This window comes from Pseudomonas sp. CGJS7 (genome assembly GCF_036961695.1).
In genome coordinates this window covers 1-25,234 of record NZ_JBAMDI010000107.1, presented here as the reverse complement: position 1 = coordinate 25,234, position 25,234 = coordinate 1, and the positions used below count along the sequence as shown (strand labels likewise).

At 63.5% G+C, this 25,234-nt stretch carries 32 protein-coding genes; 25 read left to right on the top strand and 7 right to left on the bottom strand.

The genetic code is table 11. The features are described from left to right. Positions 1 to 64 precede the first annotated feature (64 nt). Entirely contained in the window at positions 65 to 721 is a 657-nt protein-coding gene (locus tag V7787_RS39990) for a GNAT family N-acetyltransferase (RefSeq protein ID WP_336093177.1), read from the bottom strand. Between the two features lie 87 nt (positions 722 to 808). Here V7787_RS39990 and V7787_RS39985 point away from each other — a divergent pair, with 87 nt between their 5' ends. Then, a complete protein-coding gene (locus tag V7787_RS39985) occupies positions 809 to 1,828 on the top strand; it encodes a hypothetical protein (RefSeq protein ID WP_336093175.1) in 1,020 nt (339 codons plus the stop codon). Between the two features lie 60 nt (positions 1,829 to 1,888). On the opposite strand, the gene V7787_RS39980 is transcribed toward V7787_RS39985, so the two are convergent. Together V7787_RS39980 and V7787_RS39975 are read right to left on the bottom strand one after the other, a co-directional pair. After that, positions 1,889 to 2,491: a TonB family protein gene (locus V7787_RS39980; RefSeq protein WP_336093174.1), complete on the bottom strand. Its 603-nt coding sequence runs from the start codon at positions 2,489 to 2,491 to the stop codon at positions 1,889 to 1,891. 18 nt (positions 2,492 to 2,509) lie between these two features. Further along, positions 2,510 to 3,034 carry a hypothetical protein gene (locus V7787_RS39975; RefSeq protein WP_336093173.1) on the bottom strand — a complete coding sequence of 175 codons (525 nt, stop codon included), beginning with the start codon at positions 3,032 to 3,034 and terminating at the stop codon, positions 2,510 to 2,512. A gap of 205 nt (positions 3,035 to 3,239) precedes the next feature. Here V7787_RS39975 and V7787_RS39970 point away from each other — a divergent pair, with 205 nt between their 5' ends. The 4 genes from V7787_RS39970 (at position 3,240) to V7787_RS39955 (ending at position 6,138) form a co-directional block, all read left to right on the top strand. Beyond that, complete coding sequence (locus V7787_RS39970; RefSeq protein WP_336093172.1) at positions 3,240 to 3,455, top strand: DUF4287 domain-containing protein; 216 nt, start codon at positions 3,240 to 3,242, stop codon at positions 3,453 to 3,455. Positions 3,456 to 3,502: 47 nt separating this feature from the next. Continuing rightward, on the top strand, positions 3,503 to 3,976 hold the full coding sequence (locus V7787_RS39965; protein ID WP_336093171.1) for a hypothetical protein: 474 nt from the start codon (positions 3,503 to 3,505) through the stop codon (positions 3,974 to 3,976). Positions 3,977 to 4,050: 74 nt separating this feature from the next. Next, entirely contained in the window at positions 4,051 to 5,460 is a 1,410-nt protein-coding gene (locus V7787_RS39960; RefSeq protein ID WP_336093170.1) for a hypothetical protein, read from the top strand. 267 nt (positions 5,461 to 5,727) lie between these two features. After that, positions 5,728 to 6,138: a hypothetical protein gene (locus V7787_RS39955; RefSeq protein WP_336093169.1), complete on the top strand. Its 411-nt coding sequence runs from the start codon at positions 5,728 to 5,730 to the stop codon at positions 6,136 to 6,138. Between the two features lie 52 nt (positions 6,139 to 6,190). Here V7787_RS39955 and V7787_RS39950 read toward each other — a convergent pair whose 3' ends face one another. Beyond that, positions 6,191 to 6,433, bottom strand: coding sequence for an XAC0095 family protein (locus tag V7787_RS39950; RefSeq protein ID WP_336093168.1), 243 nt, complete (start codon positions 6,431 to 6,433; stop codon positions 6,191 to 6,193). Positions 6,434 to 6,938: 505 nt separating this feature from the next. On the opposite strand from V7787_RS39950, the gene V7787_RS39945 reads away from it, so the two are divergent. The 10 genes from V7787_RS39945 (at position 6,939) to V7787_RS39900 (ending at position 15,045) form a co-directional block, all read left to right on the top strand. Beyond that, positions 6,939 to 7,511: a mobilome CxxCx(11)CxxC protein gene (locus V7787_RS39945; RefSeq protein ID WP_336093167.1), complete on the top strand. Its 573-nt coding sequence runs from the start codon at positions 6,939 to 6,941 to the stop codon at positions 7,509 to 7,511. A gap of 723 nt (positions 7,512 to 8,234) precedes the next feature. Further along, positions 8,235 to 8,951 (top strand): hypothetical protein, encoded by a 717-nt coding sequence (locus V7787_RS39940; RefSeq protein WP_336093166.1) that lies wholly within the window; start codon positions 8,235 to 8,237, stop codon positions 8,949 to 8,951. A 6-nt stretch (positions 8,952 to 8,957) separates the two neighbouring features. Then, positions 8,958 to 10,649, top strand: coding sequence for a hypothetical protein (locus tag V7787_RS39935; RefSeq protein WP_336093165.1), 1,692 nt, complete (start codon positions 8,958 to 8,960; stop codon positions 10,647 to 10,649). A gap of 109 nt (positions 10,650 to 10,758) precedes the next feature. Further along, positions 10,759 to 11,130, top strand: coding sequence for a hypothetical protein (locus V7787_RS39930; RefSeq protein WP_336093164.1), 372 nt, complete (start codon positions 10,759 to 10,761; stop codon positions 11,128 to 11,130). Between the two features lie 136 nt (positions 11,131 to 11,266). Next, positions 11,267 to 11,716: a hypothetical protein gene (locus V7787_RS39925; RefSeq protein ID WP_336093163.1), complete on the top strand. Its 450-nt coding sequence runs from the start codon at positions 11,267 to 11,269 to the stop codon at positions 11,714 to 11,716. Positions 11,717 to 11,816: 100 nt separating this feature from the next. Next, a complete protein-coding gene (locus tag V7787_RS39920) occupies positions 11,817 to 13,016 on the top strand; it encodes an alpha/beta hydrolase (protein ID WP_336093161.1) in 1,200 nt (399 codons plus the stop codon). Between the two features lie 241 nt (positions 13,017 to 13,257). Continuing rightward, positions 13,258 to 13,614, top strand: coding sequence for a DUF4844 domain-containing protein (locus V7787_RS39915; protein WP_336093160.1), 357 nt, complete (start codon positions 13,258 to 13,260; stop codon positions 13,612 to 13,614). Between the two features lie 128 nt (positions 13,615 to 13,742). Then, positions 13,743 to 14,024, top strand: coding sequence for a hypothetical protein (locus tag V7787_RS39910; RefSeq protein WP_336093159.1), 282 nt, complete (start codon positions 13,743 to 13,745; stop codon positions 14,022 to 14,024). A gap of 41 nt (positions 14,025 to 14,065) precedes the next feature. Then, positions 14,066 to 14,485: a hypothetical protein gene (locus V7787_RS39905; protein ID WP_336093158.1), complete on the top strand. Its 420-nt coding sequence runs from the start codon at positions 14,066 to 14,068 to the stop codon at positions 14,483 to 14,485. Between the two features lie 110 nt (positions 14,486 to 14,595). Beyond that, on the top strand, positions 14,596 to 15,045 hold the full coding sequence (locus V7787_RS39900; RefSeq protein WP_336093157.1) for a hypothetical protein: 450 nt from the start codon (positions 14,596 to 14,598) through the stop codon (positions 15,043 to 15,045). An 18-nt stretch (positions 15,046 to 15,063) separates the two neighbouring features. Here V7787_RS39900 and V7787_RS39895 read toward each other — a convergent pair whose 3' ends face one another. Next, on the bottom strand, positions 15,064 to 16,125 hold the full coding sequence (locus V7787_RS39895) for an alpha/beta fold hydrolase (RefSeq protein WP_336093156.1): 1,062 nt from the start codon (positions 16,123 to 16,125) through the stop codon (positions 15,064 to 15,066). A 184-nt stretch (positions 16,126 to 16,309) separates the two neighbouring features. Then, positions 16,310 to 16,699 (bottom strand): hypothetical protein, encoded by a 390-nt coding sequence (locus V7787_RS39890; RefSeq protein ID WP_336093155.1) that lies wholly within the window; start codon positions 16,697 to 16,699, stop codon positions 16,310 to 16,312. A gap of 236 nt (positions 16,700 to 16,935) precedes the next feature. Between V7787_RS39890 and V7787_RS39885 the strand changes: the two genes are divergently transcribed. From V7787_RS39885 to V7787_RS39840, 10 genes are all read left to right on the top strand, one after another. Next, positions 16,936 to 17,565 (top strand): RNA polymerase sigma factor, encoded by a 630-nt coding sequence (locus V7787_RS39885; protein WP_336093154.1) that lies wholly within the window; start codon positions 16,936 to 16,938, stop codon positions 17,563 to 17,565. After that, on the top strand, positions 17,558 to 18,226 hold the full coding sequence (locus V7787_RS39880) for an NrsF family protein (protein WP_336093153.1): 669 nt from the start codon (positions 17,558 to 17,560) through the stop codon (positions 18,224 to 18,226). Before V7787_RS39885 ends, V7787_RS39880 begins: the two co-directional genes overlap by 8 nt. A 168-nt stretch (positions 18,227 to 18,394) precedes the next feature. Continuing rightward, positions 18,395 to 18,787, top strand: a complete 393-nt coding sequence (locus tag V7787_RS39875; RefSeq protein ID WP_336093152.1) for a thioredoxin family protein — start codon at positions 18,395 to 18,397, stop codon at positions 18,785 to 18,787. A gap of 10 nt (positions 18,788 to 18,797) precedes the next feature. Beyond that, positions 18,798 to 19,526 (top strand): cytochrome c biogenesis CcdA family protein, encoded by a 729-nt coding sequence (locus V7787_RS39870; RefSeq protein ID WP_336093151.1) that lies wholly within the window; start codon positions 18,798 to 18,800, stop codon positions 19,524 to 19,526. A gap of 152 nt (positions 19,527 to 19,678) precedes the next feature. Beyond that, complete coding sequence (locus V7787_RS39865; protein WP_336093150.1) at positions 19,679 to 20,221, top strand: hypothetical protein; 543 nt, start codon at positions 19,679 to 19,681, stop codon at positions 20,219 to 20,221. Continuing rightward, positions 20,218 to 20,508, top strand: a complete 291-nt coding sequence (locus V7787_RS39860; RefSeq protein ID WP_336093149.1) for a hypothetical protein — start codon at positions 20,218 to 20,220, stop codon at positions 20,506 to 20,508. Before V7787_RS39865 ends, V7787_RS39860 begins: the two co-directional genes overlap by 4 nt. Before the next feature lie 75 nt (positions 20,509 to 20,583). Beyond that, the gene (locus V7787_RS39855) at positions 20,584 to 21,096 is read left to right on the top strand and encodes a hypothetical protein (protein WP_336093148.1); all 513 of its coding nucleotides are present in this window, start codon (positions 20,584 to 20,586) and stop codon (positions 21,094 to 21,096) included. Positions 21,097 to 21,163: 67 nt separating this feature from the next. Beyond that, a complete protein-coding gene (locus V7787_RS39850; protein WP_442965352.1) occupies positions 21,164 to 21,676 on the top strand; it encodes a hypothetical protein in 513 nt (170 codons plus the stop codon). A gap of 176 nt (positions 21,677 to 21,852) precedes the next feature. Then, entirely contained in the window at positions 21,853 to 23,472 is a 1,620-nt protein-coding gene (locus tag V7787_RS39845) for a hypothetical protein (RefSeq protein ID WP_336093147.1), read from the top strand. An 80-nt stretch (positions 23,473 to 23,552) separates the two neighbouring features. Then, positions 23,553 to 24,083 carry a hypothetical protein gene (locus tag V7787_RS39840; RefSeq protein ID WP_336093145.1) on the top strand — a complete coding sequence of 177 codons (531 nt, stop codon included), beginning with the start codon at positions 23,553 to 23,555 and terminating at the stop codon, positions 24,081 to 24,083. A 79-nt stretch (positions 24,084 to 24,162) separates the two neighbouring features. On the opposite strand, the gene V7787_RS39835 is transcribed toward V7787_RS39840, so the two are convergent. Continuing rightward, complete coding sequence (locus V7787_RS39835) at positions 24,163 to 24,921, bottom strand: DUF3472 domain-containing protein (protein ID WP_336093144.1); 759 nt, start codon at positions 24,919 to 24,921, stop codon at positions 24,163 to 24,165. Positions 24,922 to 25,234: the final 313 nt, after the last annotated feature.

The following is a 25,234-nucleotide window of genomic DNA, read 5'->3' as shown; positions in this document are numbered from 1 at the left end:
CGGGAATCCAGCGACTTTCAGCGCCACCGCAAGCCCCGAGGTCACCCCAACAACCCCACACCCCTCAAAGCGACCGCAAATACCAGGTATTGCTCCCCCGTATCTCCCCGTACCCCATCGGTGCCTGCAACAGCTGAAAACTGTTCGCCTCCAGCAACCGCTGCGCCTCGCTCATCCGGTCCAGCACCTCGACATAGCACTGCCCATAGCCGAACCCGCGCGCGCTGAGCAGGCACTGATCCAGCAGCGCCTGCCCCAGACCGATCCCGCGCACCCCCGGCAGCAGATAGAACTTGCGCAGATCGCAGATCCGGTCGGTGCCGCCCAACAACGGCGCGATGCCCGCGCCGCCGCCCAAACGCCCTTCGCGTTCGACCACGAAGTACGCGCTGCGCGGCCGGCTGTAGAAGCGCTGCATCGCATCGACCTCCGGATCGGCGGCCGAACCCGCGCCGAACTCGGCCTGCACCTGCCGCGCGATCGCCGCCAGTCCGGCATCGTCGCGGGGTTGGATCGGGCGCAACACCACACCGGGCGGCAAGGGCATACAGGCGGTCTCCATGACGGCAAGGCGTCCATCCTCGCTCAGACTGCGACGATTGCGAAGATGCTTGTGCGCCGGCCTCACGCCGGCCGTGGCGGCCAAGCAATGGGCGGTGTCCGCATCGCCGGCGGAACCGCGTTTGTGCAGCGCCGCAGCCGAGCGCCAAGGCTTGCGCACACGCTGGCGCGTCGCATCCCTCGCCCCGCAGAATGGCGCGGTTGCGCGCACAAGCTTGCCTCCCACCTCACGCCGGTTCCCGCACCCATGCTCGATCGCTTGCGCAACCTGTTCAAAGCCGCTCCGGCCGAATCGCCCCACACCCCGGCGCCCGTACCGGTACCGGTGCCGGAAATCGCGATGCACTGGTGGGACCAAACCCGCCAACCGATCCCCGACTGGGAACGCATCGCCCAAGCCGAGCGCGAAGACTGGACCGACCCGCAACGCGACGCGTTCTGGACCGCCGCGGCCGAGCAGTGGCTGCAAGCGCTGGCCCAATCGCTGGGCCCGGATTACCGCGTGCTGTCGTCCGAGCGCTTCCTGCTGCTGACCGCGCTGGAACCGGCCGACGCGCAACCGTTCCTGAAATTCTGCGAATCGGCGCGGCGCTGGATTGTGCGCAACCTCGGCCCGCTGGCCCATCCGGTCGGCGGCGGCAAGCACGTCTGCTTGATGTTCATGCAAGACGACGAGTACTACGACTACATCGCCCACTACTACCCCGAAGGCGGCGAATACGCGATGTCCGCGGGCATGTTCGTCAACGCCGGCTACGGCCATTTCGCCTTGTGCGAAAGCGACGCCGACGCCATGCACCCGACCATCGCCCACGAACTCACCCACGCCTTGCTCTCGCACCTGCCGATCCCGACCTGGGTCAACGAAGGCATGGCTGTGAACACCGAGCACAGCCTGTTCCCGCGCCTGGCCGACCCGCGCGCGTCGCTCTATACGCCGAAGGAAATCGCCCAGAAACATGCCGCGTTCTGGACCCCGGACCGTGTCCAGGAATATTGGTCAGGCGCCGCCTTCCACCGCACCGACGACGGCAACCTGCTGTCCTACGATCTGGCCAAGAAAATGATCGGCCTGGCCGCGCGCGACCACGCCGCCTTCGTTCCGTTCGTTATGGCCGCGCACCGCGACGACGCCGGCCAGGCCGCGGGCGAGCATCTGGGTTATCCCGTGCAGCACCTGCTCGAAGCGGTGTTGGGGCAGGACGATTGGACGCCGCGGCCGGAGGGATGGAACGGCTTGGGTGCAGCGGGTAGCGCGGGCGCGTGAAGCGCGGTCGCCGACGGTAAGCGATTCGGACGCGATTCCCGCTTGGTGTTCGGCACCCGCTCAACGGCCGCAGTTCTGCATCCGTGCAATCAAGGTAATGGGGCGTTCGCGAGGCGGGAACCGCCATCCCTCCACGACGTGCCGCGCGGCCGCGTCGCACTTCGGGCGCCGGGAAGACTGCTTGAATCTGATATCCCCAACCGTGCCGGACGGCAACACATCGAATTGAATCTTCACCGGGAGCCTCGGCGAATCATCGGCCGACCTCCGCGGCGCCGCGCCGGCCGCATTGATCGGTCTCGGCGCCGTCTCCCCGGACCCGACGAACTCCGCCAGCTCGACGCTAGGCCCTCGTTTCCACGAAGTCTTGCCGGTGTGTTTGCCGATCACGATGGCATCCCGGTCGAGCACGCCCGCGACCCCGGTTCTGACCGCGACTTCCCAGTTCTGGCCGCGATCGACCGCCGGATACATCGCACCGCAGCCGACGATATACCGCCGGCCGTAATGCTCGCCGATTGCGGTGGCCTGCTCGCGGGTGATGCCCGTTACAAGGTCGATGCGGCCGATTTCGCTAGCCAATGCGTGTTCCAGGGTGTCGATGTCTTGCGCGCCGGCGGCGGTGCAAAAAACCAGGATCAACGCTGTGAGGAATCTCTTCATAGTTCCAATCCGCACCGATCAACGCCGCGGCGCCGGATGCATCCGGACCCATTCTTTCGCCGCGGCCTGCAACCGCTGGCGATTTCCAGGCTGCTGCACCCAGGCGAAGTACGCCAGCACTCCGCGCGTAGGCAGCTGCGCTTTGACCTCTCCCGGCAGCACGCTCTCGAACGGGACGATCTTGAAATCGCTCAACAGGAACAACGCCAGATCCCCCACCACGAACCCATTGGCCTTGGTGGGTTCCGACCGGGGGTCCTGCATCGGCGTGTTATCGACGATCCGGTCGAGCAGGCACACGGCCGCTTCGGACTTTCTTTCTTTGAGCGCCAGATAGTCGCTGTCGTCGGTAGGCCAAGATTCGTTGAACGGCACGCTCTTGATCGACACCAGCCGCTTGCATATGTCGACGGACCGGGCCTGCGTCTGCCGGTCGACCGACTGCGCGCTGCATGCGGTCAGTGCGATCGATATCGACACGACGGCAGCAGTGGCTCCCAGAACGGGCAACCAAGATCGCGGCGAGGGGGCGATGCGGACCATAAAACCTATCCATGTCGATACGAGGGGGCATGCATTCCATGTGCCCGTGGCCGCAATCATTGTACTGTCAGGATCTGTATGGCAAGTGCCAGTGTTCGCCGGATCGGGGGCAGGGCGCCTTCGCCGCCGACATGCAACCCGGCTCGCCTCCCACGCATCCACCCTGCACACCCTTCGTGTACGCCCCCAACCCAGGAGCCCGCCCATGGCAGAAGAAAAAGTAAAAGGCCCCGCTTCCTACTTCCCCTCCATCGAAAAGAACTACGGCCACCCGGTCGAACACTGGTTCAAAGTGATCGCCGCGCAAGGCGACAAGAAGCACATGGAACTGGTGAACCACCTCAAGAGCGCGCACCAGATCGGCCACGGCCACGCCAACGCCTTGGTGGCCTATCATCTGGCCAAGACCAAAAAGGCCTGAGCGCCCGTCGCGCCGTCCGCCTTCGCGCGCGGCGTGCATCCGCACCCATGCAGCCGACCGACCAGCTCACGCTCGCGCCCGCGCCGCCCGGCACGCCCGATGCCGAGTACTGTCGCCGCCTATGCGCCGACGGCCGCGACACCGGCCTGCTGATCGATGGCGAACGCATGCTCTGGCAACTGCAATGCGGCCCGTTGCGCCTGCTGGCCACCCAGTGCGATTACTACGACAACCTGGATCACTGGATCTATCTGCTGTCGCCCGACGACCGCATCCTCGATCGCCTGACCCTGCCGATCTACGTCTACGACATGCAGGACCTGCGGATCGAATCCGACACCCGCATCGGCTTCGGCTTCGGCGAATCGACCGACCGCTGGACCGTCGACTTGCACCCGGACGGCTACTGGTCGTTCGCGCCCCGGGCGATCTACTACCGCGGCAGCCGCTTGCTGTTCCGCCGCCGCTACCTCACCGCGCGCCGCGACCGCGGCGGCTCGCGCGGGTCCGGCCAGGCATAACGCCCGCGGCCGGCCGCCGCGCTGGCCCATCCGTCCCCCGGTTCGCGTTGTGTCCCTGAAACAGGGAGAACGCCATGAAAGCAGCGCTGATAGGGACAGCGGCCGTAATCGCGGCCAGCTTGGCCACCGCGGTCTCGCAGGAACGCGCCGCGCCCGCGCCCAGCGCCGCACCCGCGGCGGCGGCCGCCGACGGCCCCGTGCTCTTCCCCAGCTACGACCCGCATTACCCGCCGCCGCCCGGCGCGCGCGACGTATTCCAGCTGAGCCAGGACTACCCGACCACCTTCGCCGACGACACCTTCCCGTGGATGGCGATCGACTTCAAAGCCTTCCCCACCGAATACCTGCGCTCGGTCCTGGACTACTGCCTGGAAGGCAACATCGACGTCGACTTCAAAGTGCAGAACAACCGCGTGCGCAAGTGGTACCACGCCCCCTGGCTGCACGACGACGGCGCCCAGTTCGGCGCCGGCCGCGAATGGCGCCGCGGCCTCACCCGTGAGCGCATGGCGCGCCCGTTCGACCTGCACCGCAAACAGACCGAGCGCGCCCAGAACTGGGCGGTCGGCTTCTACAACGACCGCGGCGCGGTCAGCCTGGGCAAAGTCTGGCGCACCGCCGACGGCCGCCCGGACCCGTCCAAATCGACCTTCGCCGACAACAGCGTCGCCTGCAAATTGCTGTTCACCGACGCCAGCACCGCGCAAATCCCGTACCTCAGCCGGACCAAGACCTGGACCGCCAACATCTACCCCGACGTCAACTACAACAAGCCGCGCGTCGACCGCACTGTGCGCCTGTTGCAGTTGGACGTAGCAGTCAAAGACCCGCGCATGGCCGACACCACCGGCTGGATCTTCGGCACCTTCGTCTACGACGGCGGTTCCCCGGGCCCGACCGTGTGGGATCGCATGGTCCCGGTCGGCTTGAGCTGGGGCGACGACCAACCCGTCCGCACCGACGCCAACCGCGACGGCGTTTTCATCAATACCGCGCTCACCCAAGTGCGTCTGACTCCCACGTTGGTCGAACGCGATGGCTGGAACTACGGCAACCGCGCTTACGTCCTGCACCACGGCCTTGGCGGGCGCCTCAACGGGCCTATCGACAGCCCGATTTCTTCGTGCATCTCGTGCCATGGCCGTGCTGGTACCTATGCCGGCACCACTGCCAGCAAGATCGGCCTGCCGATGACCATGGCGTTCTTCGGTGCGCTCAAACCCAGCGTCTACCCGATGGCGCAGTTCGATGAATTCTTTAAGCCTATCCCCGGCGGCGCGCATATCGAAACCCAGGGTGGGGATCGCTTCATGACCACCGACTACTCGTTGCAACTGAGCGCCGGTATTCGCAACTACTACCAGAACCTGCGCACCCCGGCGCCCGTTGCCGACAGCGTGCCGCGAGCAGGTCGCGCGCCTGCGGCTCGCGTCGCAGCGCCCGCGCAAGCGCCGTTGCCCACCGTAGACCGCGACAGCAACTAACCTGGAATCCCGCATCCCCTACCTGTAGGAGCTGCGCAAGCTGCGACCGCGAACCTACAGCCACCGCGAACCCCGCATCCGCCCGGACACAACACCCACGCCAGCCACTTCACACTCACTTCTCACCGCGCCCACCCGCGCCAACTACCGTGTTGCGACTCCCAAACGCAGCCGTTGGCCATGGCACGCCTCGATAGAATCACGATCCTGATCGCATGCGTTCCCTTATCGCTGTACATCGCATGGTGCGTGTTCGAAGCCTGCTTCATGGCCAGCGTAATCCCCGAACCCCTGGGCATCTCCCATCCGATCTTGATCGAGGGCGAGTCCGGCTTCCGCGAAGGCTGTGGCGTCGCCATCTTCCGCATGGACCGCTCTACCGCCCGCGCCATCGAGCAACAAGGCTTGCGCTTTTTCGACGACGTCCGTCACTCGCGCGGTTTCGACGACCCGTACCACACCTTCGAACCCTGGCGCCCGACACCCAACCCCAGCGATGTGATCGACGACCAGAGCCTGCTCAGCCTGGGGCTGACCTGCGCCGATGCCGATAAAACACTGACCGACGAACTGGAAACGGCCGTCCGCGAGCCGGGCAACTTCTTCGCCAACGGCCCGGAGAAAGTATTGGTGGTGTTTCCGAAGAAGCGGCTGATCGTGCTGGCGTACTTCGGATAGCGCGAAGGCCAGTGATAAGAGGCGTGGGCTGCGCCGCCTCCCTTTGAACCGGTTACGGCGACCGCACCGTACCCAAACTGCGATCCACCTGATCCGCCCATGTGCGGAACACCGACGCCAGCGCCCGATGCCGGGCCTGCTCGGGCTTACGCGATGAAGGGCAGGGCGAGGTCGCCGGATCCAGCGTCCACGCCGCACTCAACAACTGATCTTGAAACGCCCGCAATTCCAGAAACGTATCCACCGGCAACGCGAAACATAGCGGACCGGCCTGCGACGAAGCTTTCGGGGGCATACATGGCACTCCTTTACCTGGGGCAAAACACCAAGGCCCGCGCTGCGCGAAGTCGCAGGCGGGAAGTCGGGAGGCTCAAAACCGCACGAAGACGGCGGGCGTATTTCCCTTGCGGGTGTTGTATTAGCCGCCCTCCCGACGCAGGAACGCGCCGAGCTTATGCCCAAACAGAAGGCACAAAAAAACCACCGGGTATTTCGGAGGTGGGTACCGCTTCGTGAGGAGTTTTGAGTCTCCGGTTGGGAGCATTCTGCGATTTGCGATTCTAGTCAAGCGCCAAGATGCCTTGATGGTTTCGTTATGTGTATTGCGTGGGGTTTAGGGGTTCATTGCTTAGAGAGTGACTTAGTTTGAATGCATTTAGTGTGAGCCCGCGCGCCTGTTTTTAGTTGATGTTGACAGCGATTTTATTAGGTTCGACCATCGAAGCGCGGCTGAGTCAACTATCTGACTGGCTCCATCAACAAGGCCGCATGTATGGCTGGATTCAGCAAGGGAGGGGTAGGTGGAAGATGTCGAGTCTTTGCGTAAGCGTTGCTGGGATAAGGCCTTCTTTGCGTTCGGGACCGCAAGGGTCTTCGAGCGTAGGGCCGAGAAGCTACGCCGCATTCGTACATGGCTTCTTTTTCTAGGCATTGCCGGACCGCTGACGATTGGCGGAGTTGCTATGTCTTTCGACAGTTCTAGGGCTTGGCTCAGCGCGTTAATTGCCGTTGTCGCTTTAGTCTTGTTGGTTCAATTAATTATGTCGGCATGGGGTCTTGTCGCCCGCTGGGACGAACAGTACGAGTCGGCGGTCAATTCGGTTGTGATCAATAACGAGCTATTTAACGGCTTTTCCGACTTGGCAAGGGGGGCGTCGAATTTGATCTCGATGGATTACGCGATCTTGAATGAGCGTAATCGAGCTCAAGAGGTGGCCGATTCGAAGTATCCATTGACCTCTTACGAGAAGCGCTACGCGATGCGCTTATCGTTAATACAATTTCAGCGTGAGTGCGAACAGTGCAGGCAACGGCCTCAGTCAATCAACGAGGCTAGCGATTGTGTCGTGTGTGGCAACCTAAAGGAGCGTTGATATGGCAAAGAGAGTGGATCAAGTGGTGACCGGCTGGATGGCGCTTTCTGCAAAGGAGAGAGAGGAATTCCAGTTGCTGATAAAGCAGATATCGGAGATTGAAAGGAAGTCGTATTTGACATTCACCGAGGAGTCTATAGTTAAATCACACACCGTGAATTTTGGGCCGTCGGGGGCGGGGTGCGCATGCTGTGGTAGGTGATTTGCTCAAACGAGTCGCTCCGCATCCGCGTATGCGTCACCCTTGATCAACGCATTGGCAACCGCATCATTGAGTGCCTGGCGCTTGCGGTCTCGTTCGATTAGTAACTGGCGTGTCAGGTCGCAACCCCTCCCCCAGTCCATGTTCCACATGCGGTGGTCAATCAATGGGAGGATTGGGCCCACTCCAACTGGCGCGATCAATTGACCGCGCCGGCGTTCTACCCGCGGGGAAAAATATCATCGGCCGGTTCCATGCGGTATGGGAGTACCTCATCGTCAACACGCCCGATTCGCTGTCCGCGTTATCTAAGCTGTCGGACATGCCTCAATGGCAGCAGTTGGCGTCGGGTGCTGCCGAAGCCTTAGTAGTGTTCAATTATCGTGGATGCTTGCCTGAACGATGACTAGAAAAGGCTCTTGGACGGGCTACGGCTGCAGAAGAGGCATTACAAGGTATCTTGCAAGGAAGGTATAGGTCGTGTGGTTTATAGAGCGGTATGGCATAGAGGGCGGAGTTGTATGAACGCAGCGACTGTTGGTTTGGTTCTTAAATCGACGATTTTGCTTGCTCTTGTAAGCGGGAGTTGCGCGTGTGTCGCAACGACGTCAAATGGACAAAAGAAATCCGTCAATGTAGGGGGGGGCGGCGCCGTGTCCGATGTGTCTGATAGAGAGTCGCCGACTGAGGGCGAGCGCATAGTTGCTCCCGAAGAAGTCGAGAAAGCAGTGCTGAAATTCATTGGTAGCGTTGAAAAGTTAAGTGACTTCACGTCGGGTCGGTTGAGGAAATTGCTCGGCATGCCGTCGCGGCAAGTCGGCCCTGGCGAGGTGAGTGATGAGTTCGTACAGGACATCCCTGGTACCGGCTGGACGCAGACGCTGAGCTTCCCAGGCGATGCTCCCTCGATCGACGCCCGCCTTGAATACTGGCTTGATAATGACAAGTTGCGTGTCGACACCGCCACGGTAGACGTGCAGCCGATCTGCGGTATGAGTTATGGCGCTTTTCGCGACGAATTGGTGTCGTTGAAGTTCCTCGAAGGCCCGCAAATGCCGGATCCGATAGCCTACGAAAGCCGCGGCGCAATGACTCACACGTTCCGTCGTGATTTCATGGTTGTGGACGTCCATTCGCAAGGGCGGCCGAAGGCGTCGGTGGATGCCTCCACTACAACGAATTGCATCTTGAGAATAGAAGTATGGATGTGGTCTGACGATTCCTCGCGCACTCGGTGATAGAAGATGCCATCTGCTAACCCATCGCTTGAGAATGCGCTGACACAGTTCTCGAACCAGCCGGGTGTGACGCCACAGCAGGTCGCTCAGCTGCGCGTGGCGATAGTCGGCAATGACGCCCTTCTCACCAGTTTCAATGCAGATGCTGCGGGAGGGCATTTGACAGGTTTCGACGTTGCGCCTCCAGGGGCTGCGTCAATCGGACGGTACGATGTCTCAAGCAAGACAATCGTGCTGCCTGCAGAGGTCTTTACTGGCGGGCCCCCGGCGAATTCCGATCTAAGAGCGGTTCTCAGACTTCAGGACATGGGCCTACGATTCTCCCAGTTGCCCGGAGTCTCGATCGACATGCACGAAAACTTGCAGAAAACGATCAATGGGGCGCCCGTCCTGGTAGATCAGTTCAAGAATGCCGTGCGGAGCGATCAGCCGAGCGGCAGAGAGCTGCAAAGCTTTAAACTGCATGTCCAAGGTGTTGCGGGTGGTAGCTACAGCCCGATTGATCGTTCGATGAACCTAGTGCCGGCTTCGCTCTCTACCGGTGGATTCGATCGGTACAACATGACATTCGTACTCGGTCATGAGATGGAGCATGGGTTCAACCGAGCGGGCACGGCCCGGGCCAGGGAGACTTTTGTCGCCGGCTTGAAGGCGATCGCTTCGGACGCGAATCCGATCAACGACTTCACGGCACCGAGCCTGACGATGATGGGAGTTCATCGAAAGAACGAGGCCGAAGCGCACATCGCCGGATGGAATGCGATGTTGAGCTACGAGAAGGCAAGCACCGGAAATCCAAATGTGAGTTTGCAAGACATGTGGAACCATGCGAGCCGTGGGCGCGTCGCGGATTTTCTTGAATTGGATGCCAACAATCGTGCGGTTGCCAGGCCAGGTATCGCATTCAATGCGGATGGGACTTTGCCTTCTACATCTGCAAATGTCGGTGCTTTGGGACGTTATTACTTCGACCAAGCGCCGGTCGGAACCCCCGGGGTGGCTGCCCAGGACACGATGAATCTCGGCCCGCATGGCCGCTCGGACTATGCCAACCTGTACGGCGCAGGAGTTGTCTCGCTTGGGATCTGGGCCGAAAGAAACTTTGGCGTTCCCAAGCACGCTAACGCTTCACAGATGCACCTGAACATGCAGCGCCTCGGATTCAATGAGACGCTTTTGGAAGAGAATGGGATCTCTATAGCTCCCCTGGCATCTCAGGTCTATCGCGACACCAGCACGAATCCGCCGACCGTCGGGCGATTCGATCATACCAGCGATGGCCCGAACAAGAATCGGCATATTCCGGTGGACGCGTCACGGGCCGAAGCGCTTGCCGCGGACCGGGATTCGCGGCTAGAGACGTTGGATCAACTTTCGCCGCAAAGCCGTGGGTTATTCGACAGAATTCGCGCAGACGTGCCCGCTCAATTTCCCAATGACGTGGTCGCCCATGCGTTGTCTGCGAGCAAGCTCGCAGGTATCGACAGCGCCGAAAAGGTAGCAGTCGTAGGCATGGCGGGCGATAAGCTGTTCGTTGGAGGTCAGGTTCCTGGGCACCACGCGGTAGTCGACGTATCTCAGCCTCCGCCGAGCCTGCACGAGAGTGTGCAGAAGGTTCAGTCGCTGGATGAGAAGCAATTGCTGGATGCGCAACAGGAGAAGTCGCAGCAGCGCTCACAAGGCGGCCCCTCTATGTAGCGGTCGCGTGTAAGGCTATTTGCGTTCATGCATAGATATGGTCGAGCTATCTGGAGAGGAGCTAGACTCCGTCGGAACCGTCTAGGCGCTAGATCAAGGCTCGTTCGCAATGGACATCTCCGAACACCTGTGGCGCCACCCAGCCGTTGCGGCCATTCATAGCCTCGCAGCACGATTCGGTTTTGTCCCCAGCTCATCGATGCAAGACCCCGAGGCCCAGTGGGCTGATCCCTCCCGCATCGATGAATTCATCGCGGCCTACGAGGCCGGCGGCTTGAGCGAAGACGAACGCTTCCTGCTCATGGCAATCCTCTTGAATTCCTTCGAGTTCGCCGACCGCCCCTTGGCGGATTGGCCGCAATGGGCGCGGACGCTGCAACTGCTGGATCGCGATATAGCGCTGCATGTCCATTCGGTGTTGTACTTCGCCGGCCCAGAGGGCTCGGCGGACGAGGGGTGGAGGATCGGGCGGAACCTTTGACGGCTCGCCGAGCGGCACGCCAGCCGTTTCGGTTACGCATTGCTCGGGGCGTAAGCGCTCGCTCCGCATGCATGGAACGGAGCGCCGCCATCATCCGTAAGGCGAAGTCTTAGCTGGCAACCACCAAGGAGACGGTATGAGGTATCTGTTGGCATCGCTCGCCCTGCTGTGGGCGACATCGGCATCCGCTACCTCAGTCGCGCCGCGTTTGCTGGAACAGATCGTCGCCGATGCGGACTATGTGGTCGTCGCGAACATCGAGCGCGTCGACATGATCGACCGCCGCGGGCGCGCTGTCACCGACCCGGAGGCCCGCACCGGTCCTGGTGGCACGAATGAAATCCGGTTCCACTTGAAGGTCAAAGAGGCCTTGTTTGCCCGATCAGGTGCGGTGCCGCCGACCCTGGTCGTGCCGTTGTGGAAGATGTGGCACTTCACGCTGGGCGATATGCAGGAGCAGGCAAGCAAAGAAGACAGCATTTTCTTGCTCAAAGGCGATCGATTCGAGCCGGCGTATCCGGCCGACTTTCAGCGCCCGATGGAAGAGAAAGCGCGGATCAAGAAGCTGCTGGCGCCACGCCGGTAGTTCGCCGCGGGCAGTTCGAGCAGGGTAGTGCGGTAATCGAGGGCAACACGCCCTCTGTTTAAGGCGTCGACGACGCCATCCCATCCCAATGGAGCAACGCATGAAATGGCTTTTATGCACCGCTGCATTCTTGCTGTCCGCCATTATCGCCCCGGCCCAGGCCGACAACGTCGTCTACGAAGATTCGATCCGCCAGAACGCCAAGCTGCTGAGCTTCTTCGTCGATAGAGCCGGCGACCTGTATCCGCCCGGCGATGTGTCGGTAGACGACAAGGCGCTACGCAATCGCGACCTGCGCCGGCCGTTCAATCGCAACGAAAGTCCCGACTACGCGACCTTGCGCGCCTTGTACCGATGGGAGTGGGCCAACCGCACGCCGCGTTGGCGCGCGCTGGCGGAACTCAGCGCCACGCCGCTGACGCCGGATGCCGATTTCGATCAGGCGTGGTCGCTGATCCAGCAAGTGCTCAGGGCGAAACTCACGGCCGATCTGAAGGCTTTGCGAAATCGCCATGTGATGCTATTGGTGCACGGGTTTAACAACGATTTCAAAGACGCAACGGCCTGGTATGCCAAGGTCGAAGAGAGCATCGCCGCTCAACAAACGGACGTCGCCTTCGTACGGATGTACTGGGATGGCCTATCGGACATGCCGCTGAAGATTTGGGGTGAAGCCCAGTACAACGGTCCCAGCGTCGGCCTGGGACTGCGGCGTATCCTCAATCAACTCCCCTCCAACTACCCGTTGCGCGTGTTCACGCATAGCTCGGGGGCATTCGTGATGACCAATGCCCTGGGCGACGGCAGCGGGGCGTTCAATCCGAAAGCCCTGAGCGAGGAGTACGTGCTCAAGGCCACGGGCGCGCCGGACTATGAATTCCCGAAACTCGACGACCTGCGGTTGGCGATGCTGGTGCCGGCGCAACCCACCACGGCTTATCGGAACTTCAAGCAAGGCCAGCAAGGCGCGGTGCCGGCCCGCATCATCCTCGGCACCAGCCCGAAAGACTTCGCCACCACCAAGTTCTTCCGCGTCTGCCGGATGGCCGGCGCCACGTGCATGGCGGTGAAGCCGCAGCAGGCTTGCGCCGATGTTCAACGCGACCTAGGCGTAGCCGCGCCGCGAGTGTCGGTCGTAAACTTCCCCGCGTCGCATGTTCCGCTGGTTCGCCACGATCACGATGTACCGGCGTACATGCGCGACAGCCAATGGAAGGATCTGCTAGAGGCGATGCTGGGCGATACGCTTCAGGTCACCGACGATACGCGAAGGTTTTGTTTTCCAAGTCCGGCGGCCTGAGCGATTTGCGACCTGTCGCATTCGCTCGATGCGCCGCCACGGGCGTTGGCCGAGTCGCTGTTCGAACTGCTCCAAGCGAGCCGGAGTAAGAAAGTCTCGGCCATGGCCCGCAGCAGGATCGAGCAAATGTGAGAGACGCGCTCGGGCGGTTAGGCGGCCCCGGCTCGCCGCTCGCGGCGGTCTTCGCGCAATCGGCGATACCTGAATTGTTCGATGCTACACCCACTCATTGGAGCGCTTGATGCACAGCGAAACGGACGCCGCTACGGCCTTGCTGCAGCTGAAGGGAAGGGATCACTTCGCGGGGCAGCCCGGGACGTTGTATACCGGCGTGCAAGATCGGCGGGAACGTGCCGCCCTGAACGCCCGGTTCGACCGGGCCTTGGCGGCGCTCGCGGCCGCCGTGGCGCCGGATGCGCCCGTTTCGACGTATCTGACGATCATCGACGCGCAAATCAACGAGTTCGTCAGGGAAGATTTGGATACTGAAGACGCCGAGCAAGTCGCGTCTTGCTTCGAGCAGGCCATGGATTGTTTGGGTATCGAAAGTTCCGGTGGGATCCTCAACAGGTGGCTGTATGGGTTCGATGTTGGATGATCTCAGCTAGCGGGAGCGGGCGGCTGGATGGCCCGCCAAGGGGCAGGGCTAGCTGGGGCGCGAGAGCGTATGGACGCTTTGGACGGAAACTTGTCTATAGTTCGCCGGAAACTCGGGTGCGATTTCTAATGAGTGAAAGTTACCGGGCACGAATCGAAGCGTTCTGTCGGCAGGCCGATATCGTCATACCTGCCGGGTTCTATCGGCATCCGCCATGCCGCTACGCCACGGTCGATATCGGGCAGACACCAAATAAATTGATCCCTAGGACATGGCGTCTCCAAGAGGATGTGGCCTACTACCTGACCCATCTGGGCGAAGCAAGGCCTATGAAAGTGTTGGAATTCAAGGAACGGGTCGAGCTTTCGTTCAATGGCAACAAGAGCTTCTCTCGTATTGGTCAATGGTAGGGATGGATGCATAGGCTGACTTACAGCAAGGAGCGCTGGTGATGCGAAGAACTTATGCGGCCGCGCTGTTTCTGATGGCGCTGACGGGCGAAATCCGCGCGCAAACCTCGTGGCCGCCGCTGCCTGCCTCGGGTTTCATTACCGGCCGTGCGGCGACACAGGCCGATGTTCGATCCGGCCAGGCCGCGTTCGCGTTGGCGCAAGGGCCGGTGCCGGTCAGTACGCCTTTGCCGTTGAAGATTCCGCAGTACGCTTATCTCGACGACGAGGGCAAGCGAGTGCCGGTGATTCTTATCCAGGCGGAGCAGGCGCGCGATATGCAGGTGGTGGGTTTACTGATGGCGGATGGCACGACGATGCTGGCCTTCAGGAATCAGCTGGTACTGCTGGGCACCCGGCCGCCGCCGCAGTCGTCGGACAATCCTGCGACGCCGTCCCAGTCTCGTGCTCGGGTCAAATAGAATCCGGTTCAATAGACTACCGGCGGGACAAGCGCCTCATCCTGCGTTCCGGGCGTGAGCGCAGTGTTGGTTGCCTGCCCATAACCGAGAGTCAGTTGGAGCGTTCCCCAATGTCCACCCCGTCCGACCACAAGCGCCGAACCCCCGACCTGGAGCAGGTCATCCACGACGTCGCCGAACACCAGCGCGAAGAGGACTTCGAGTTGCTCTATCGCTTGATGGCCAATCGCGACGTCTACGTGCCCGCGGACCCGTCCACGTTCCCGACCGATGCGGTGCCGGGCGAGCCCTACACGGTCGAAGGCGGCGACCGCCTGCAATTGCGTTTCGTCACCGGCCCCGAGGATCTGCTGATGGCCGCCTGCGCGACCTCGCGCGAGGCGGCGTTGCTGCACGACGGGTTCGTCGGCATGGAGTGGCGCGATTTTCTGCTGATGGTGTTGAAGTTGGACGATTCGTTCTATGGCGCGTTATTGCAGGGGCGCGAGTCGTGGGTCGCCTTCGACCGCGAGCGCGTCCGCTACATTCTCGGCTTGGGCGCGGCGACGCGGTTGTCGTAGCCGCCGCGCCGATCCCGGTCAGAACGCAGCCACGTCGACGATGGCCTGCGCGAACGCCTGCGGCGCCTCCTGCGGCAGGTTGTGGCCGATGCCGCCGGTGATGAGCCGATGCGCATACGGGCCGGTGAACAGGTCGGCATAGGCGCTGCTCGGCGGGTGCGGGGCGCCGTTGGCGTCGCCTTCCAGGGTGATGGTGGGGACGCCGATGCGGGGTTTCTTGGCCAGGCGCGCTTCCAGTTCGTCGAATCGGGCTTCGCCCTCGGCCAGGCCCAGGCGCCAGCGGTAGTTGTGGATCACCACCTCGACGTGGTCCGGGTTGTCGAACGAGGCCGCGGTGCGGGCAAAGGTGGCGTCGTCGAAACGCCATTGCGGCGAAGCCAGCTCCCAGATCAACCGCGACAGTTCGCGTCGGTTTTGCTCATAGCCCAGGCGGCCACGCTCGGTGGCGAAGTAGAACTGATACCACCATTGCAGCTCGGCTTTCGGCGGCAACGGCGCTTGATTGGCTTGCTGACTGCCGATCAGATAACCGCTGACCGAGACCATGCCCTTGCAGCGCTGCGGCCACAGCGCTGCCATGATGTTGACGGTGCGCGCGCCCCAGTCGCAGCCGCCGAAGTAGGCCGATTCGATGCCGAGTGCGTCGAGCAGGGCGATGGCGTCGGTGGCGAGCGCGGCTTGTTGTCCGTTGCGCGGTGTGTCGGCGGAGCGGAAGACGGTGGCGCCGTAGCCGCGCAGGTACGGAACGATCACTCGATAGCCTTGTGCAGCCAACAGCGGCGCGACTTCGGCATAGGTGTGGATGTCGTAGGGCCAGCCGTGCAGCAGCAACACTACCGGTCCGTTGGCCGGGCCGAGTTCGGCGTAGGCGACGCGCAGGACGCCGGCGTCGATGTGTTTGAGCGGGCCCCAGGCTATGGCGGCGGGCGATCCGGATGCAGTAGCGGGAGATGCGGGAGCGATGGTGGCGAACGCCGAGCCCATCGTTCCGATTTGCGCGGCGGCGAAGGCCAGGGCGGTGCGGCCGAGCAGGCTGCGGCGTTGCGGGTTGGCGAGGGCGTCGGCGGGCGGGAGGTTCATCGTGGGGTCTCGGGTCGTGGCGGGCGTGACTATTTCGCCGCCGCGAGGTATCGCCGCTGTGTCCGCCGCCGAGCCGATTCGTATGCGAGCCCGCCGATCACGGTCGCGGATACATTGGGATACAAATGGCCCAGGCACCCAGTCGGCGCCCAGGCCCGGTTGCCGCCGCCGCCACGCGCCCGCTTCAACCGAGGGGCGTGCGCTCATCGTGCAGGTGCGTGATCCGGGTCACCACTCCGCTCGCGACCCGCTTGGGGCCTTCCTGGCAATAGAACTTCACCCCGACGCGGATCCTGCCCTGGTGTACTTCGCTGCGCATTTCATCGACCACCACGGTCATGCGGGCTCGCAGTTCGACGTCGACCGGCAGCGGCACATCGCCAGGCAGAGAGTTGCCGTCGGCATCGAAGAAATCCGGCCAGATCATGTACAGCCGATTGGGCACCGGGTCGTCGGCGTAGGCGAAATCCCAACGGATCCCGTTGAGCGGCGGGCTGCGTCGTCCGCCCTCGGCCTGGGTATGGATGCGGATGACCGCTTCGAAATCGTCGACAACGCGATGGGGACGATGCATGCGGGACTTCCTCTGTCGTGTCGGGGCGCTCCAGACCCGGATGTTAAACGGCGGTCGCCCGGAGCGTAACCATTCGCGCCTTCGGCCGAATACTCCGGTGAAAAGCGGCGATTTCGCGCCGTTGCCGGCCGCCGGTGGCTGCCATCCGATCCAGCCAGGGAGTTTCCGCTGTCAGTGAAAATGCGAGCATCATGGGCATCGATCTTTCGGTGGTGACGCCTCCGGCGGACGGCGCGATGCCAGAATCTTCAGCCGACAGCGCAGTGGAGCCGCGAATCGAGCCCGGGCAGGTCGGGGGCGATTCGGACCGGCTGTGGGCGCGGCTGATGCAGCAGGCGCAAGACGGCGACCGCGTGGCGTATCACGCGCTGTTGCAGGCGGTGGTGCCCTATGTGCGGGCGATCACGCGGCGCTATCTGGGCCCGGGCGAAGACGCCGAGGACGCGGTCCAGGACGTATTGATGATCGTCCACGGCATTCGCCATACCTACGAATGCGGGCGACCGTTCAAGCCCTGGCTGAGCACCATCGCCACCCGCCGTTGCATCGACTTGCTGCGCAAGCGCCAACAGCGGCTCAAGCACGAGATCGAAAGCGCCGACGGGGCCGATGAGCATCCCCAGGTCGGGCACGGGCCGGAGGAAGCGGTTTCGCGTCACCACGCTGCCAGCGCCGTGCGCGAAGCGGTGGCGGCCTTGCCCCAGCGGCAGCGCGAAGCCGTGCGCCTGTTGCGGCTCAACGAGTTGTCGCTCAACGAAGCGGCGGCGCAAAGCGATCAAAGCGTGGGTTCGCTGAAGGTCGCCTGCCACCGCGCGCTCAAATCGCTGCACTCGCTTCTGGCGAAGAAAGGCCCGCCCCATGAATGACACCGAACGATTGATCGACCGACTCAGCCAGGACAGCGCGCCGATCAAGCGCCTGTCGTCGCCGCTGCGCCGCACCGCATTGTGGTTGTTGCTGGCGACGCTGACCGTGGTCTCGATCCTGGGCGTCCTGGGTCACGGCCCGCGCCCGGGCTGGTGGCAGGACATGGCATCGCCGGGCGTCGCGCTGGAGTGTGCGGTGAGCGTATTGACCGGTGTGTTGGCCGCGTATGCCGCCTTCCAGATCAGCGTGCCGGGACGTTCGCCGTCGTGGGCGTGGTTGCCGTTGCCGGCGGCGGCGCTGTGGCTGGCCGGTCTGTGCGTGGACAGCCTGCGCGATGCGTTCGGCCGCGGCGTTGCGGCGTTCGCGCTGGATATCGAGGGGCTGCGATGCGCACAGGACATCGCGCTGATCAGTTTGCCGATCGGTTTCATCTTGTTGCTGATGGTTCGCCATGCCGGTGTCGTGCGCCCGGCGCCCACCGCGATGCTCACCGCGTTGAGCGCCGCTGCGCTGTCGTCGGCCGCGGTCGGGGTGATTCATGAGTGCAGCAGCGCCGTGGCGATCCTGGCCTGGCATCTGAGCGCGGTGTTGCTGTTGTCGCTGCTGAGTTGGCGGCTGGGTGCGCGTTTGTTCGCCTGGATCGGTTACGCGCGCAAGTAAGGTTTCGCCTTTGCGCTCGACGGCTCGCCGTCTGTTTGCCTCGACGATGTAACCGATCGGCCGCCGATTTCGAATTCTCTTGTACGGGCCCATCGCGCGATGCGCGACGGGCGCGAACGGGTCCGCACGCGCGAATCCGGTTTCTTTCTCCGATACAAGGAACTTCCGATGAAAAAGACGATTTCGATCCTGCTCGCGGCCTGGTTTGTGGCGTTCAGCCTGGCCGCATCGGCGGCCGGGCTGCCGGCGGCCTACAGCGCGCAGCGTTTGCAGGCGCTGCAAGCCGAAGGCAAGACCGTGCTGGTGGATGTGCATGCGGACTGGTGCCCGACTTGCCGTGCGCAGCATGCGGTGATCGAGAAATTGCTCAAGGAGCCGGCGCTGTCCAGGATCGCCGAGCTGCGCCTGGACTGGGATGCGCAACGCACCGAGGCGCGCGCGATGGGCGCGCCGCAGCAAAGCACGCTGATGTTGTACCGCGGCGGCAAGCGGATCGCGATGTCGGTGGCGGAAACCCGCGAGGGGCCATTGCGCGAGTTCCTGGCCCAAGGTTCGAAGTGAGGCCGTCGCGATGTCGGTGACTGTCGCCACCCTGGGCCTGTCCGGGCTGGCCGGGCTGTTGACCGCGCTGTCGCCTTGTGTGCTGCCGGTGCTGCCGATGGTGGCGTCCTCAGCCACCGGCCGCAGCCGCTGGGGCCTGGTGACCCTGGCCGCGGGCTTGGCGCTGTCGTTCACGATCATCGGCGTGGTGGTCACCAGCAGCGGCAGCTTGCTCGGGCTGGACGAACGCACGCTGCGCAAGGGCGCCGGCGCGCTGATGCTGGTGTTCGGCACGATCCTGCTGTCGCAGACGCTGCAGCATGCCATGGAGCGCGTCGTCAGCCGGTTCGGCGATGTCGGCGGCCGCGCCGCGTTGCGCATCCGCAGCGACCATCCGGCCGCCCAGTTCGCGGTCGGTTCGCTGATGGGCGTGGCGTGGACGCCTTGCGTCGGCCCGACCTTGGGCGCGGCGATCGCGCTGGCGGCGAACGGCAAGGACCTGGGCGAAGTGAGCCTGGTCATGCTGGTTTTCAGCCTCGCCGCGGCGCTGCCGCTGGTGGCGCTGGGGTTGGCGTCGAGGTCGTGGTTCCTGCGCAATCACGACCGCGCCGCGCGGTTCGCCCAGATCGGCCGGCGGGCGATGGGCGTGGGATTGCTGGCGATCGGTTTGCTGGTGCTCACCGGCATGGACAAGCAGTTGGAGAGCCTGTTGCTGCAACTGACGCCGGCTTGGCTGGTCGAGTTGACCACGCGTTACTGACGCGCTCGGGTCGCCGGTGGATTGCAGCCGCCGGCGAAGCAGGGGAAGGTCGCCCCTGCAATGGCGGGCGCGGCGGACCAGGATCGCCGCGCCATCGCCACAAGGACACCCGGCCGCGCCGGGCCACGAAATCGACTTCGAGGCGATCGCCCATGACTACCCCGGTTTTTTCCGCAGAGATCGACAAAGCCAAGGTAGCGATCTCGACCGTGCTGCTGCTCGGGGTCGGGATCGGCTGCGGCTACTACGTTCTGCACGGCCCCAATCCCGAGAGCTCGTTGGCGATGCTGCGCACGCCGTACATCTTCTATCCGTTGATGGGCATGGGGGCGTTGCTGTGTCTGGGGCTGAGCGGGCTGGGCGTATGGAAACTGCTCGGCGGCAGTCCGTTGCGGGCCGGTCCGGAGGGGATCGATTTGAACGGGGCGATCAAGATCCGCTGGGGCGATATCGCCGGGGTGGAGGCTTATTCGGATTTCACCAGCTCGCAGTTGCGCGGCTACAAAATCGTGTTGGCCGACCCTGAGCGCTTTCTGGCGGCGCATCGCGAGCATCGCTTGCACAAGCGCATGGCGTTGGCGCATCAGACCGTGGGTTCTCCGGTGGTGGTGTACACCAACAGCCTGCGTTTCGACGACGACAAGTTTCTGCAAGTGGTGGGGCATTACCTGGGCAAGACGCGAGCGGCGCAATGATGCGTATCGTTTCGCTGCTGACGGCGGCGGCGCTGCTGAGCGGCTGCGGCGTCGGTAGTGGCCACGTTCAGAGGGATATCGACCGGGTGCATCCTGGCTGCAAACTGGAAAAGATCCAGTCGACCCGGAACTTGAACGGCGACGAACGTTACGTGTTGGCCAAGTTCACCTACAGTTGTCCGGCCGACAACTACCTCAAGTACGGCAACTGGGTTTACACCAAATCCATGGACACCGGTTTCACTATCTACTGCTGCATGCGTGAGGCTACCGCGGAGGAGTTGTAGCGGGCTCGGCGCGCTCCGCCGCGGCCAGGACGCACTAGACTGGCCGCATCGGCCCCTCGGTTTCAGGACGGCGTCATGCCCGCATCGACCCACCAAGCGCATCTATTGCGCCAGCACCCGGAACTCGGCGAACTGTCGCGCTACTACGCCTCGCTGGGTCTGGAGTCGCCGATCCAGTGGGCGCTCAGCGAACGCGCGGGCGAGCCGGCGGTGGCGACGGCCGCATTGGTGCACGCATTGCTGGCGGAAGTAGCGCCAGCGCGGGATGAGGCGTGGTTGTCGGCGATCCGCGCGGGTGAGGTCAATGTCGGCAACGAAGCTTTGATCGCCGAGGCCGGTGCCGCGTTGCGCACGGTCGAGCAGGCGGGCGTCGATCCGCGCGCGCTGACGCCGTTGGTGCGTGCGATCCAGGCCCAGGTGGTGCGCAACATCGCGGCCTTGCTCGACCAGGGTCCGGAGATTTCTTGCATCCCCTTGCCGCCGGGGCGCGAAGCGCATTGGCAGTTGTATTCGGTCCAGGCGGACGATTCGCCGGGGCGGGAAATCGTTGGGCTGTATCCGTTGATCGACGGGTCCGGCGCGATCTGAGCCGGGCGTTGCGGCGACGCCGGCGCGTCCTGCGCGCATCGGTCGCACCCGTCGTGCGCGCTCGGGCTTGAGCGATGTCCGTCCAGCGCGCATGCTCGGCGCGCGTCGACACCGGGTCGGCGGATCGACCATCGGCTCAAAGGACTTCATGGCCACCACCGCCAATCCCTTCTTGCTCATCGGCGCCGCGCTCAGCGCGGCGGCGGCGCTCGCGCATCTGGCCTGCATTGCGTTCGGCCCATCGTGGTATCGGGCGATGGGCGCGGGCGAACAGATGGCGCGGATGGCCGCGGAGGGGCGGTGGTATCCGACCGTGGTGACTTTGGCGATCTCCGCATTGTTGGCGGTGTGGTCGTTGTATGCGTTGTCCGGTGCGGGCGTGATCGGCCGGCTGCCGCTGCTGCGCACGGCCTTGTGCCTGATCACCGCGGTGTATCTGTTGCGGGCGTTCGCCGCGCCGCTGTTGCGGCCCGCGTTTCCCGGCAACAGCACGGCGTTCTGGATCGCCAGTTCGGCGATCTGCCTGCTGCTGGGCGCGATGCACCTGATCGGTTTGCGCCAGGTCTGGGGCCGCCTCTGAGCCCAGTACGCGAATAACGAATATTTTCGAATCCGCGAAACTTCGTTCGCGCGCGCCGCCGATTCAGCAAATCGACGCGCGAGCACATAGGGACCGCCCTAGCTGTATCGCCCTGTCGCCGCGTTTATCTTGACCCGGTCCCCCAAGGCGCCTGCGCCGGTACAAGGAGCGAGTTCATGACGATCGATGCCACTCGGGCGACTCAGGTGCTCGACCAGAGTTTCGCCCGTTTCGACACGGCCAAGCAGAACGACGTGTCCAGGGCCGATCAAAAGATCAGCCAGGACGATCTGCAAGTGGTAGCCGACAACAGCGACGGCCGCTTCAGCGCCGAAGAGGTGGAGGCCGCCAAGTTCCTGATCGGCAGCGACGCGGCGCGCGGCGCGCTGGATGTCGGCGCCGGCAAGGGCTGGGTCGACGGCACCATCAGCCGCAAGGACCTCGACGCCACCTTGAGCTCGATCAAGGACGGCAGCTTCGAGCGCCGCATTCTCGATACCGCCGCCGGCCGCGGCGGCGCCGACGGCAATATCAGCGCCGACGACATCGACGCCGCGCTCAAGGATCCCGGCGTGCCGCAGTCGCTGAAGGACGCGGTGTCGCTGATGCGCCAGGGCTTCACCGGCAGCGAGAGCGAGTTCAACGACGCGCTCAACAAGATGAATCACGACTCGTTCGCCGCGGCGGCCGAGTTGTACAACTCGGCCGAGTTCAAGCAGCTCTCGTGCGTGCCCGATCAGGCGACCGCGGCGCAGGCGGTGCGCGACGCCGGCGGCGACGCCGGCGCGATCAAGGATCTGCAGCAACTGGTCAAGGATCCCTCGTTCCAGGCCCTGGACGCGGCGCAGAAGAGCAACAAGCTCAACGAATTCGGCCTGCAGCAGTCGCCCGAGTTCAAGAGCCTGCCGGCGTCGGAGCAGAAACTGATCACCGACGCGCTGGCCGCGCGCAAGTCCGGCGATACCGATCAGGCGGCCAATATCGCCAAGCTGATCAAGAACGAAGATTTCCAGGATCTGTCGGCCGAAGAGAAGACCGCGGTGTTGAGCCAGGTCAAGAACTATCCCGATGAGCGTTCGATCGCCAATCTGGATCGCCTGATGGGCAAGGACTGGTTCCAGGACTTCGACCTGGGCGACAAGCAGCGCACGCTGAAGGCGATCTCGTTCCTGGCCCAGAACGACGCCGGCGATCCGCAGGTCAACAAGAACACCCTGGAGCGCGTGCTGTCGCCGGATTCGGACTACGTGTTCAAGTGGGACGACAGCTTCAACGGCGACATCAACTCCAGCGGCGGCCTGTACGGCACCGCCGACGGGACCAACATCACCTTCAACGCGAAGATGGTCAACGACGGCAACGGCCCGCTGACGGAAACCTACAATTCCAAGCACGTGGTGCTGCACACCATCGCCCACGAGGTCAATCACAACGTCAACGGCGACGAGGTGAGCGAGACCTACGGTTACCTGGAACAGGAATACCGGGCCTGGTACACCGGCTTCAAGTCCGAGTTCGGCCGTCCGCCGAACAACGAAGAGGCGATGGAGCGTTGGCGCAATGAGATCACCGGCGCTTACTCCGGAACCAGCCAGCCGGCGATCGACAGCAGCCCCGAGGAGGCGCGCAAGTTCGCCGAGGAGCTGTCGCTGATGACCGGCCAGCCGGTGCCGGCCAACGCCAGCCACGATGAGCTGAAGCAGTTTATCCAGGATCAGGTGCAGTTGCCCGTTAAGGACTATGCTGACGCTACCGGGGCCGCCCCGGTTCCGCCCGGCAACAAGACCAACGAGTGACTTTCCGCAACCGCATGGCTAAATTCATTCCAGTAGCGGCCGTCGTGTTCATCGGCGTCGCTTGCGCCCAAGGAAAAAAAATGACGTCTCCCGACATCAGCAGCAAATTGGTCGAAGCCGCCAGCGCCGCGGGTTGGAAGTCCGAGGACGTCAAGATCCTCGACAACCACGCGCTCGACCGCAATCAATGCAAGTTCTTCCGCGCCGTGCACAAGCGCCGGATGGACGGCGCCACCCTGGAACTGGCGACGCTGCCCGACGGGCGCGTGGTCGGCGGCGACCCCAGCCAGGGCGATTCCAGCGCCGCGGCCAGCATCCTCAGCCAGTGCGGCAACGATTCGCCGGCGGAGTGGTGGGCCGAAGTGGTCGCGCGGTTCAGCGGCAAGGCCGCCGGCCGGGTGGTGAAGTCCGAACGCGACGCGTACGACATCGGCGAGATCGAAAAGCGCGGCGGCCATTTCGCGCCGCCGGTGCTGGAGCGCTCCGGCGATGCCACGCACTTGCAGTTCTTCGGTATCCAGTACGAGCCCAACCGCCCGTTCAAGGTCTCGGCGACCTTGTCCAAGCACGGCGATCTGGTCGTCACCAGCGAGCCGCTCGGCGCCAACTGAGCGCTCGCCTGCGCTGCATGACGAAGGCCCGCGAATCGCGGGCCTTCGTTTTTTGCGCGTTGCAAGCCTTGCGGCGCGATCACTCGCTCGGCGAGGCGTATCCGCCCAGATCGCTGACGATGTTGATGCACTTGCCGCTGCTGTCGCAGGCGGCGTGGGCGATGTTCTTGTCGTTGCAGTTGCCGTAGGTCTTGGTGGTGTGGCTGGTGGCCGGCACGTTGCCGTTGGCCAGCGGCGAATAGAACACCGAAGACTGCGCGCCGATCAGCTTGCACGAGGGCAATTCGTTGCCGCCCTGGCTGTATTCCTCGACGAAGCTGACCGATTGGCTCTTGAACCCGCTCCAGGCGGTGGGAATGAGGATGGTGGCGACGGTGATGCTTTCCCCGCTCATCAAATCGGTGACCACGCCGCTGACCTTGTTGGAGGCGCGGACCACCTCGACCTTGTACTTGTGTCCGGTCTTCCAGTTCCACTTGATCTGGCACTGCACGCCGCTGCCTTCGTGGGAGAAATGATTGCAGCTGGCGCGGCTGGACGGTTCCCAGCCGCTGGCGAGCCAGATCGAGAAATTCAGCCAGTGCTGGCCGGCGCGGTTCTGCAGGCCGATGTAGCCGCCGTCGCCGCCGTGGAACCAGAACTGGTTGGCCCAGTAGTAGTTCGAACGCGCGCCGCCGTCGTGATTGATTTGATCGTAGAAGGTCAGCCGGTTGTAACCCGCGGTGGTGTCGGGCCAGCGTGCGTCGGTGCTGACGATACCGCCCACCACCACGGCCTGCGCGTTCGGTCCGATCAGCGCGCATGCGGCGATCAGCCCGGTCAGAGCCAGCTTTTTCATTAGCGTTTCCTCTTGCGGATGGACGGGCCCGCGGATGCGGGAACGCGCACGCTCGGTGCAGCGCCGAACCTAGCGGGCCGCGCTGGGATGCGATACGGCGGATAACGTTGTCATCGACGCGGGCGGCGGAACCGCGTCACGCTCTGCGCGATTGGCCGACGGATCGGTGTGCGTCGCGGCGCGCAGGTCTGGATTGGCGATGCTCGTTGAGCGGGGTTTGTTTCGCTGCTGTGGTGGTTGTCTGCAGGTGGTGGTTATCGTTGCAAGACAACGGTGTCTTTGGGGGGGCAGGGGGCGTCGTTGGCGTAGTGGC

What these genes read in the sequence shown, in the direction of transcription:
- V7787_RS39985 (WP_336093175.1), top strand. Translation starts at nt 809, where the DNA reads ATGCTCGATCGCTTGCGCAACCTGTTCAAAGCCGCTCCGGCCGAATCG.
- V7787_RS39980 (WP_336093174.1), bottom strand. Translation starts at nt 2,491, where the DNA reads ATGAAGAGATTCCTCACAGCGTTGATCCTGGTTTTTTGCACCGCCGCC.
- V7787_RS39975 (WP_336093173.1), bottom strand. Translation starts at nt 3,034, where the DNA reads ATGGTCCGCATCGCCCCCTCGCCGCGATCTTGGTTGCCCGTTCTGGGA.
- V7787_RS39970 (WP_336093172.1), top strand. Translation starts at nt 3,240, where the DNA reads ATGGCAGAAGAAAAAGTAAAAGGCCCCGCTTCCTACTTCCCCTCCATC.
- V7787_RS39965 (WP_336093171.1), top strand. Translation starts at nt 3,503, where the DNA reads ATGCAGCCGACCGACCAGCTCACGCTCGCGCCCGCGCCGCCCGGCACG.
- V7787_RS39960 (WP_336093170.1), top strand. Translation starts at nt 4,051, where the DNA reads ATGAAAGCAGCGCTGATAGGGACAGCGGCCGTAATCGCGGCCAGCTTG.
- V7787_RS39955 (WP_336093169.1), top strand. Translation starts at nt 5,728, where the DNA reads ATGGCCAGCGTAATCCCCGAACCCCTGGGCATCTCCCATCCGATCTTG.
- V7787_RS39950 (WP_336093168.1), bottom strand. Translation starts at nt 6,433, where the DNA reads ATGCCCCCGAAAGCTTCGTCGCAGGCCGGTCCGCTATGTTTCGCGTTG.
- V7787_RS39940 (WP_336093166.1), top strand. Translation starts at nt 8,235, where the DNA reads ATGAACGCAGCGACTGTTGGTTTGGTTCTTAAATCGACGATTTTGCTT.
- V7787_RS39935 (WP_336093165.1), top strand. Translation starts at nt 8,958, where the DNA reads ATGCCATCTGCTAACCCATCGCTTGAGAATGCGCTGACACAGTTCTCG.
- V7787_RS39930 (WP_336093164.1), top strand. Translation starts at nt 10,759, where the DNA reads ATGGACATCTCCGAACACCTGTGGCGCCACCCAGCCGTTGCGGCCATT.
- V7787_RS39925 (WP_336093163.1), top strand. Translation starts at nt 11,267, where the DNA reads ATGAGGTATCTGTTGGCATCGCTCGCCCTGCTGTGGGCGACATCGGCA.
- V7787_RS39920 (WP_336093161.1), top strand. Translation starts at nt 11,817, where the DNA reads ATGAAATGGCTTTTATGCACCGCTGCATTCTTGCTGTCCGCCATTATC.
- V7787_RS39915 (WP_336093160.1), top strand. Translation starts at nt 13,258, where the DNA reads ATGCACAGCGAAACGGACGCCGCTACGGCCTTGCTGCAGCTGAAGGGA.
- V7787_RS39910 (WP_336093159.1), top strand. Translation starts at nt 13,743, where the DNA reads ATGAGTGAAAGTTACCGGGCACGAATCGAAGCGTTCTGTCGGCAGGCC.
- V7787_RS39905 (WP_336093158.1), top strand. Translation starts at nt 14,066, where the DNA reads ATGCGAAGAACTTATGCGGCCGCGCTGTTTCTGATGGCGCTGACGGGC.
- V7787_RS39900 (WP_336093157.1), top strand. Translation starts at nt 14,596, where the DNA reads ATGTCCACCCCGTCCGACCACAAGCGCCGAACCCCCGACCTGGAGCAG.
- V7787_RS39895 (WP_336093156.1), bottom strand. Translation starts at nt 16,125, where the DNA reads ATGAACCTCCCGCCCGCCGACGCCCTCGCCAACCCGCAACGCCGCAGC.
- V7787_RS39890 (WP_336093155.1), bottom strand. Translation starts at nt 16,699, where the DNA reads ATGCATCGTCCCCATCGCGTTGTCGACGATTTCGAAGCGGTCATCCGC.
- V7787_RS39885 (WP_336093154.1), top strand. Translation starts at nt 16,936, where the DNA reads ATGCCAGAATCTTCAGCCGACAGCGCAGTGGAGCCGCGAATCGAGCCC.
- V7787_RS39880 (WP_336093153.1), top strand. Translation starts at nt 17,558, where the DNA reads ATGAATGACACCGAACGATTGATCGACCGACTCAGCCAGGACAGCGCG.
- V7787_RS39875 (WP_336093152.1), top strand. Translation starts at nt 18,395, where the DNA reads ATGAAAAAGACGATTTCGATCCTGCTCGCGGCCTGGTTTGTGGCGTTC.
- V7787_RS39870 (WP_336093151.1), top strand. Translation starts at nt 18,798, where the DNA reads ATGTCGGTGACTGTCGCCACCCTGGGCCTGTCCGGGCTGGCCGGGCTG.
- V7787_RS39865 (WP_336093150.1), top strand. Translation starts at nt 19,679, where the DNA reads ATGACTACCCCGGTTTTTTCCGCAGAGATCGACAAAGCCAAGGTAGCG.
- V7787_RS39860 (WP_336093149.1), top strand. Translation starts at nt 20,218, where the DNA reads ATGATGCGTATCGTTTCGCTGCTGACGGCGGCGGCGCTGCTGAGCGGC.
- V7787_RS39855 (WP_336093148.1), top strand. Translation starts at nt 20,584, where the DNA reads ATGCCCGCATCGACCCACCAAGCGCATCTATTGCGCCAGCACCCGGAA.
- V7787_RS39845 (WP_336093147.1), top strand. Translation starts at nt 21,853, where the DNA reads ATGACGATCGATGCCACTCGGGCGACTCAGGTGCTCGACCAGAGTTTC.
- V7787_RS39840 (WP_336093145.1), top strand. Translation starts at nt 23,553, where the DNA reads ATGACGTCTCCCGACATCAGCAGCAAATTGGTCGAAGCCGCCAGCGCC.
- V7787_RS39835 (WP_336093144.1), bottom strand. Translation starts at nt 24,921, where the DNA reads ATGAAAAAGCTGGCTCTGACCGGGCTGATCGCCGCATGCGCGCTGATC.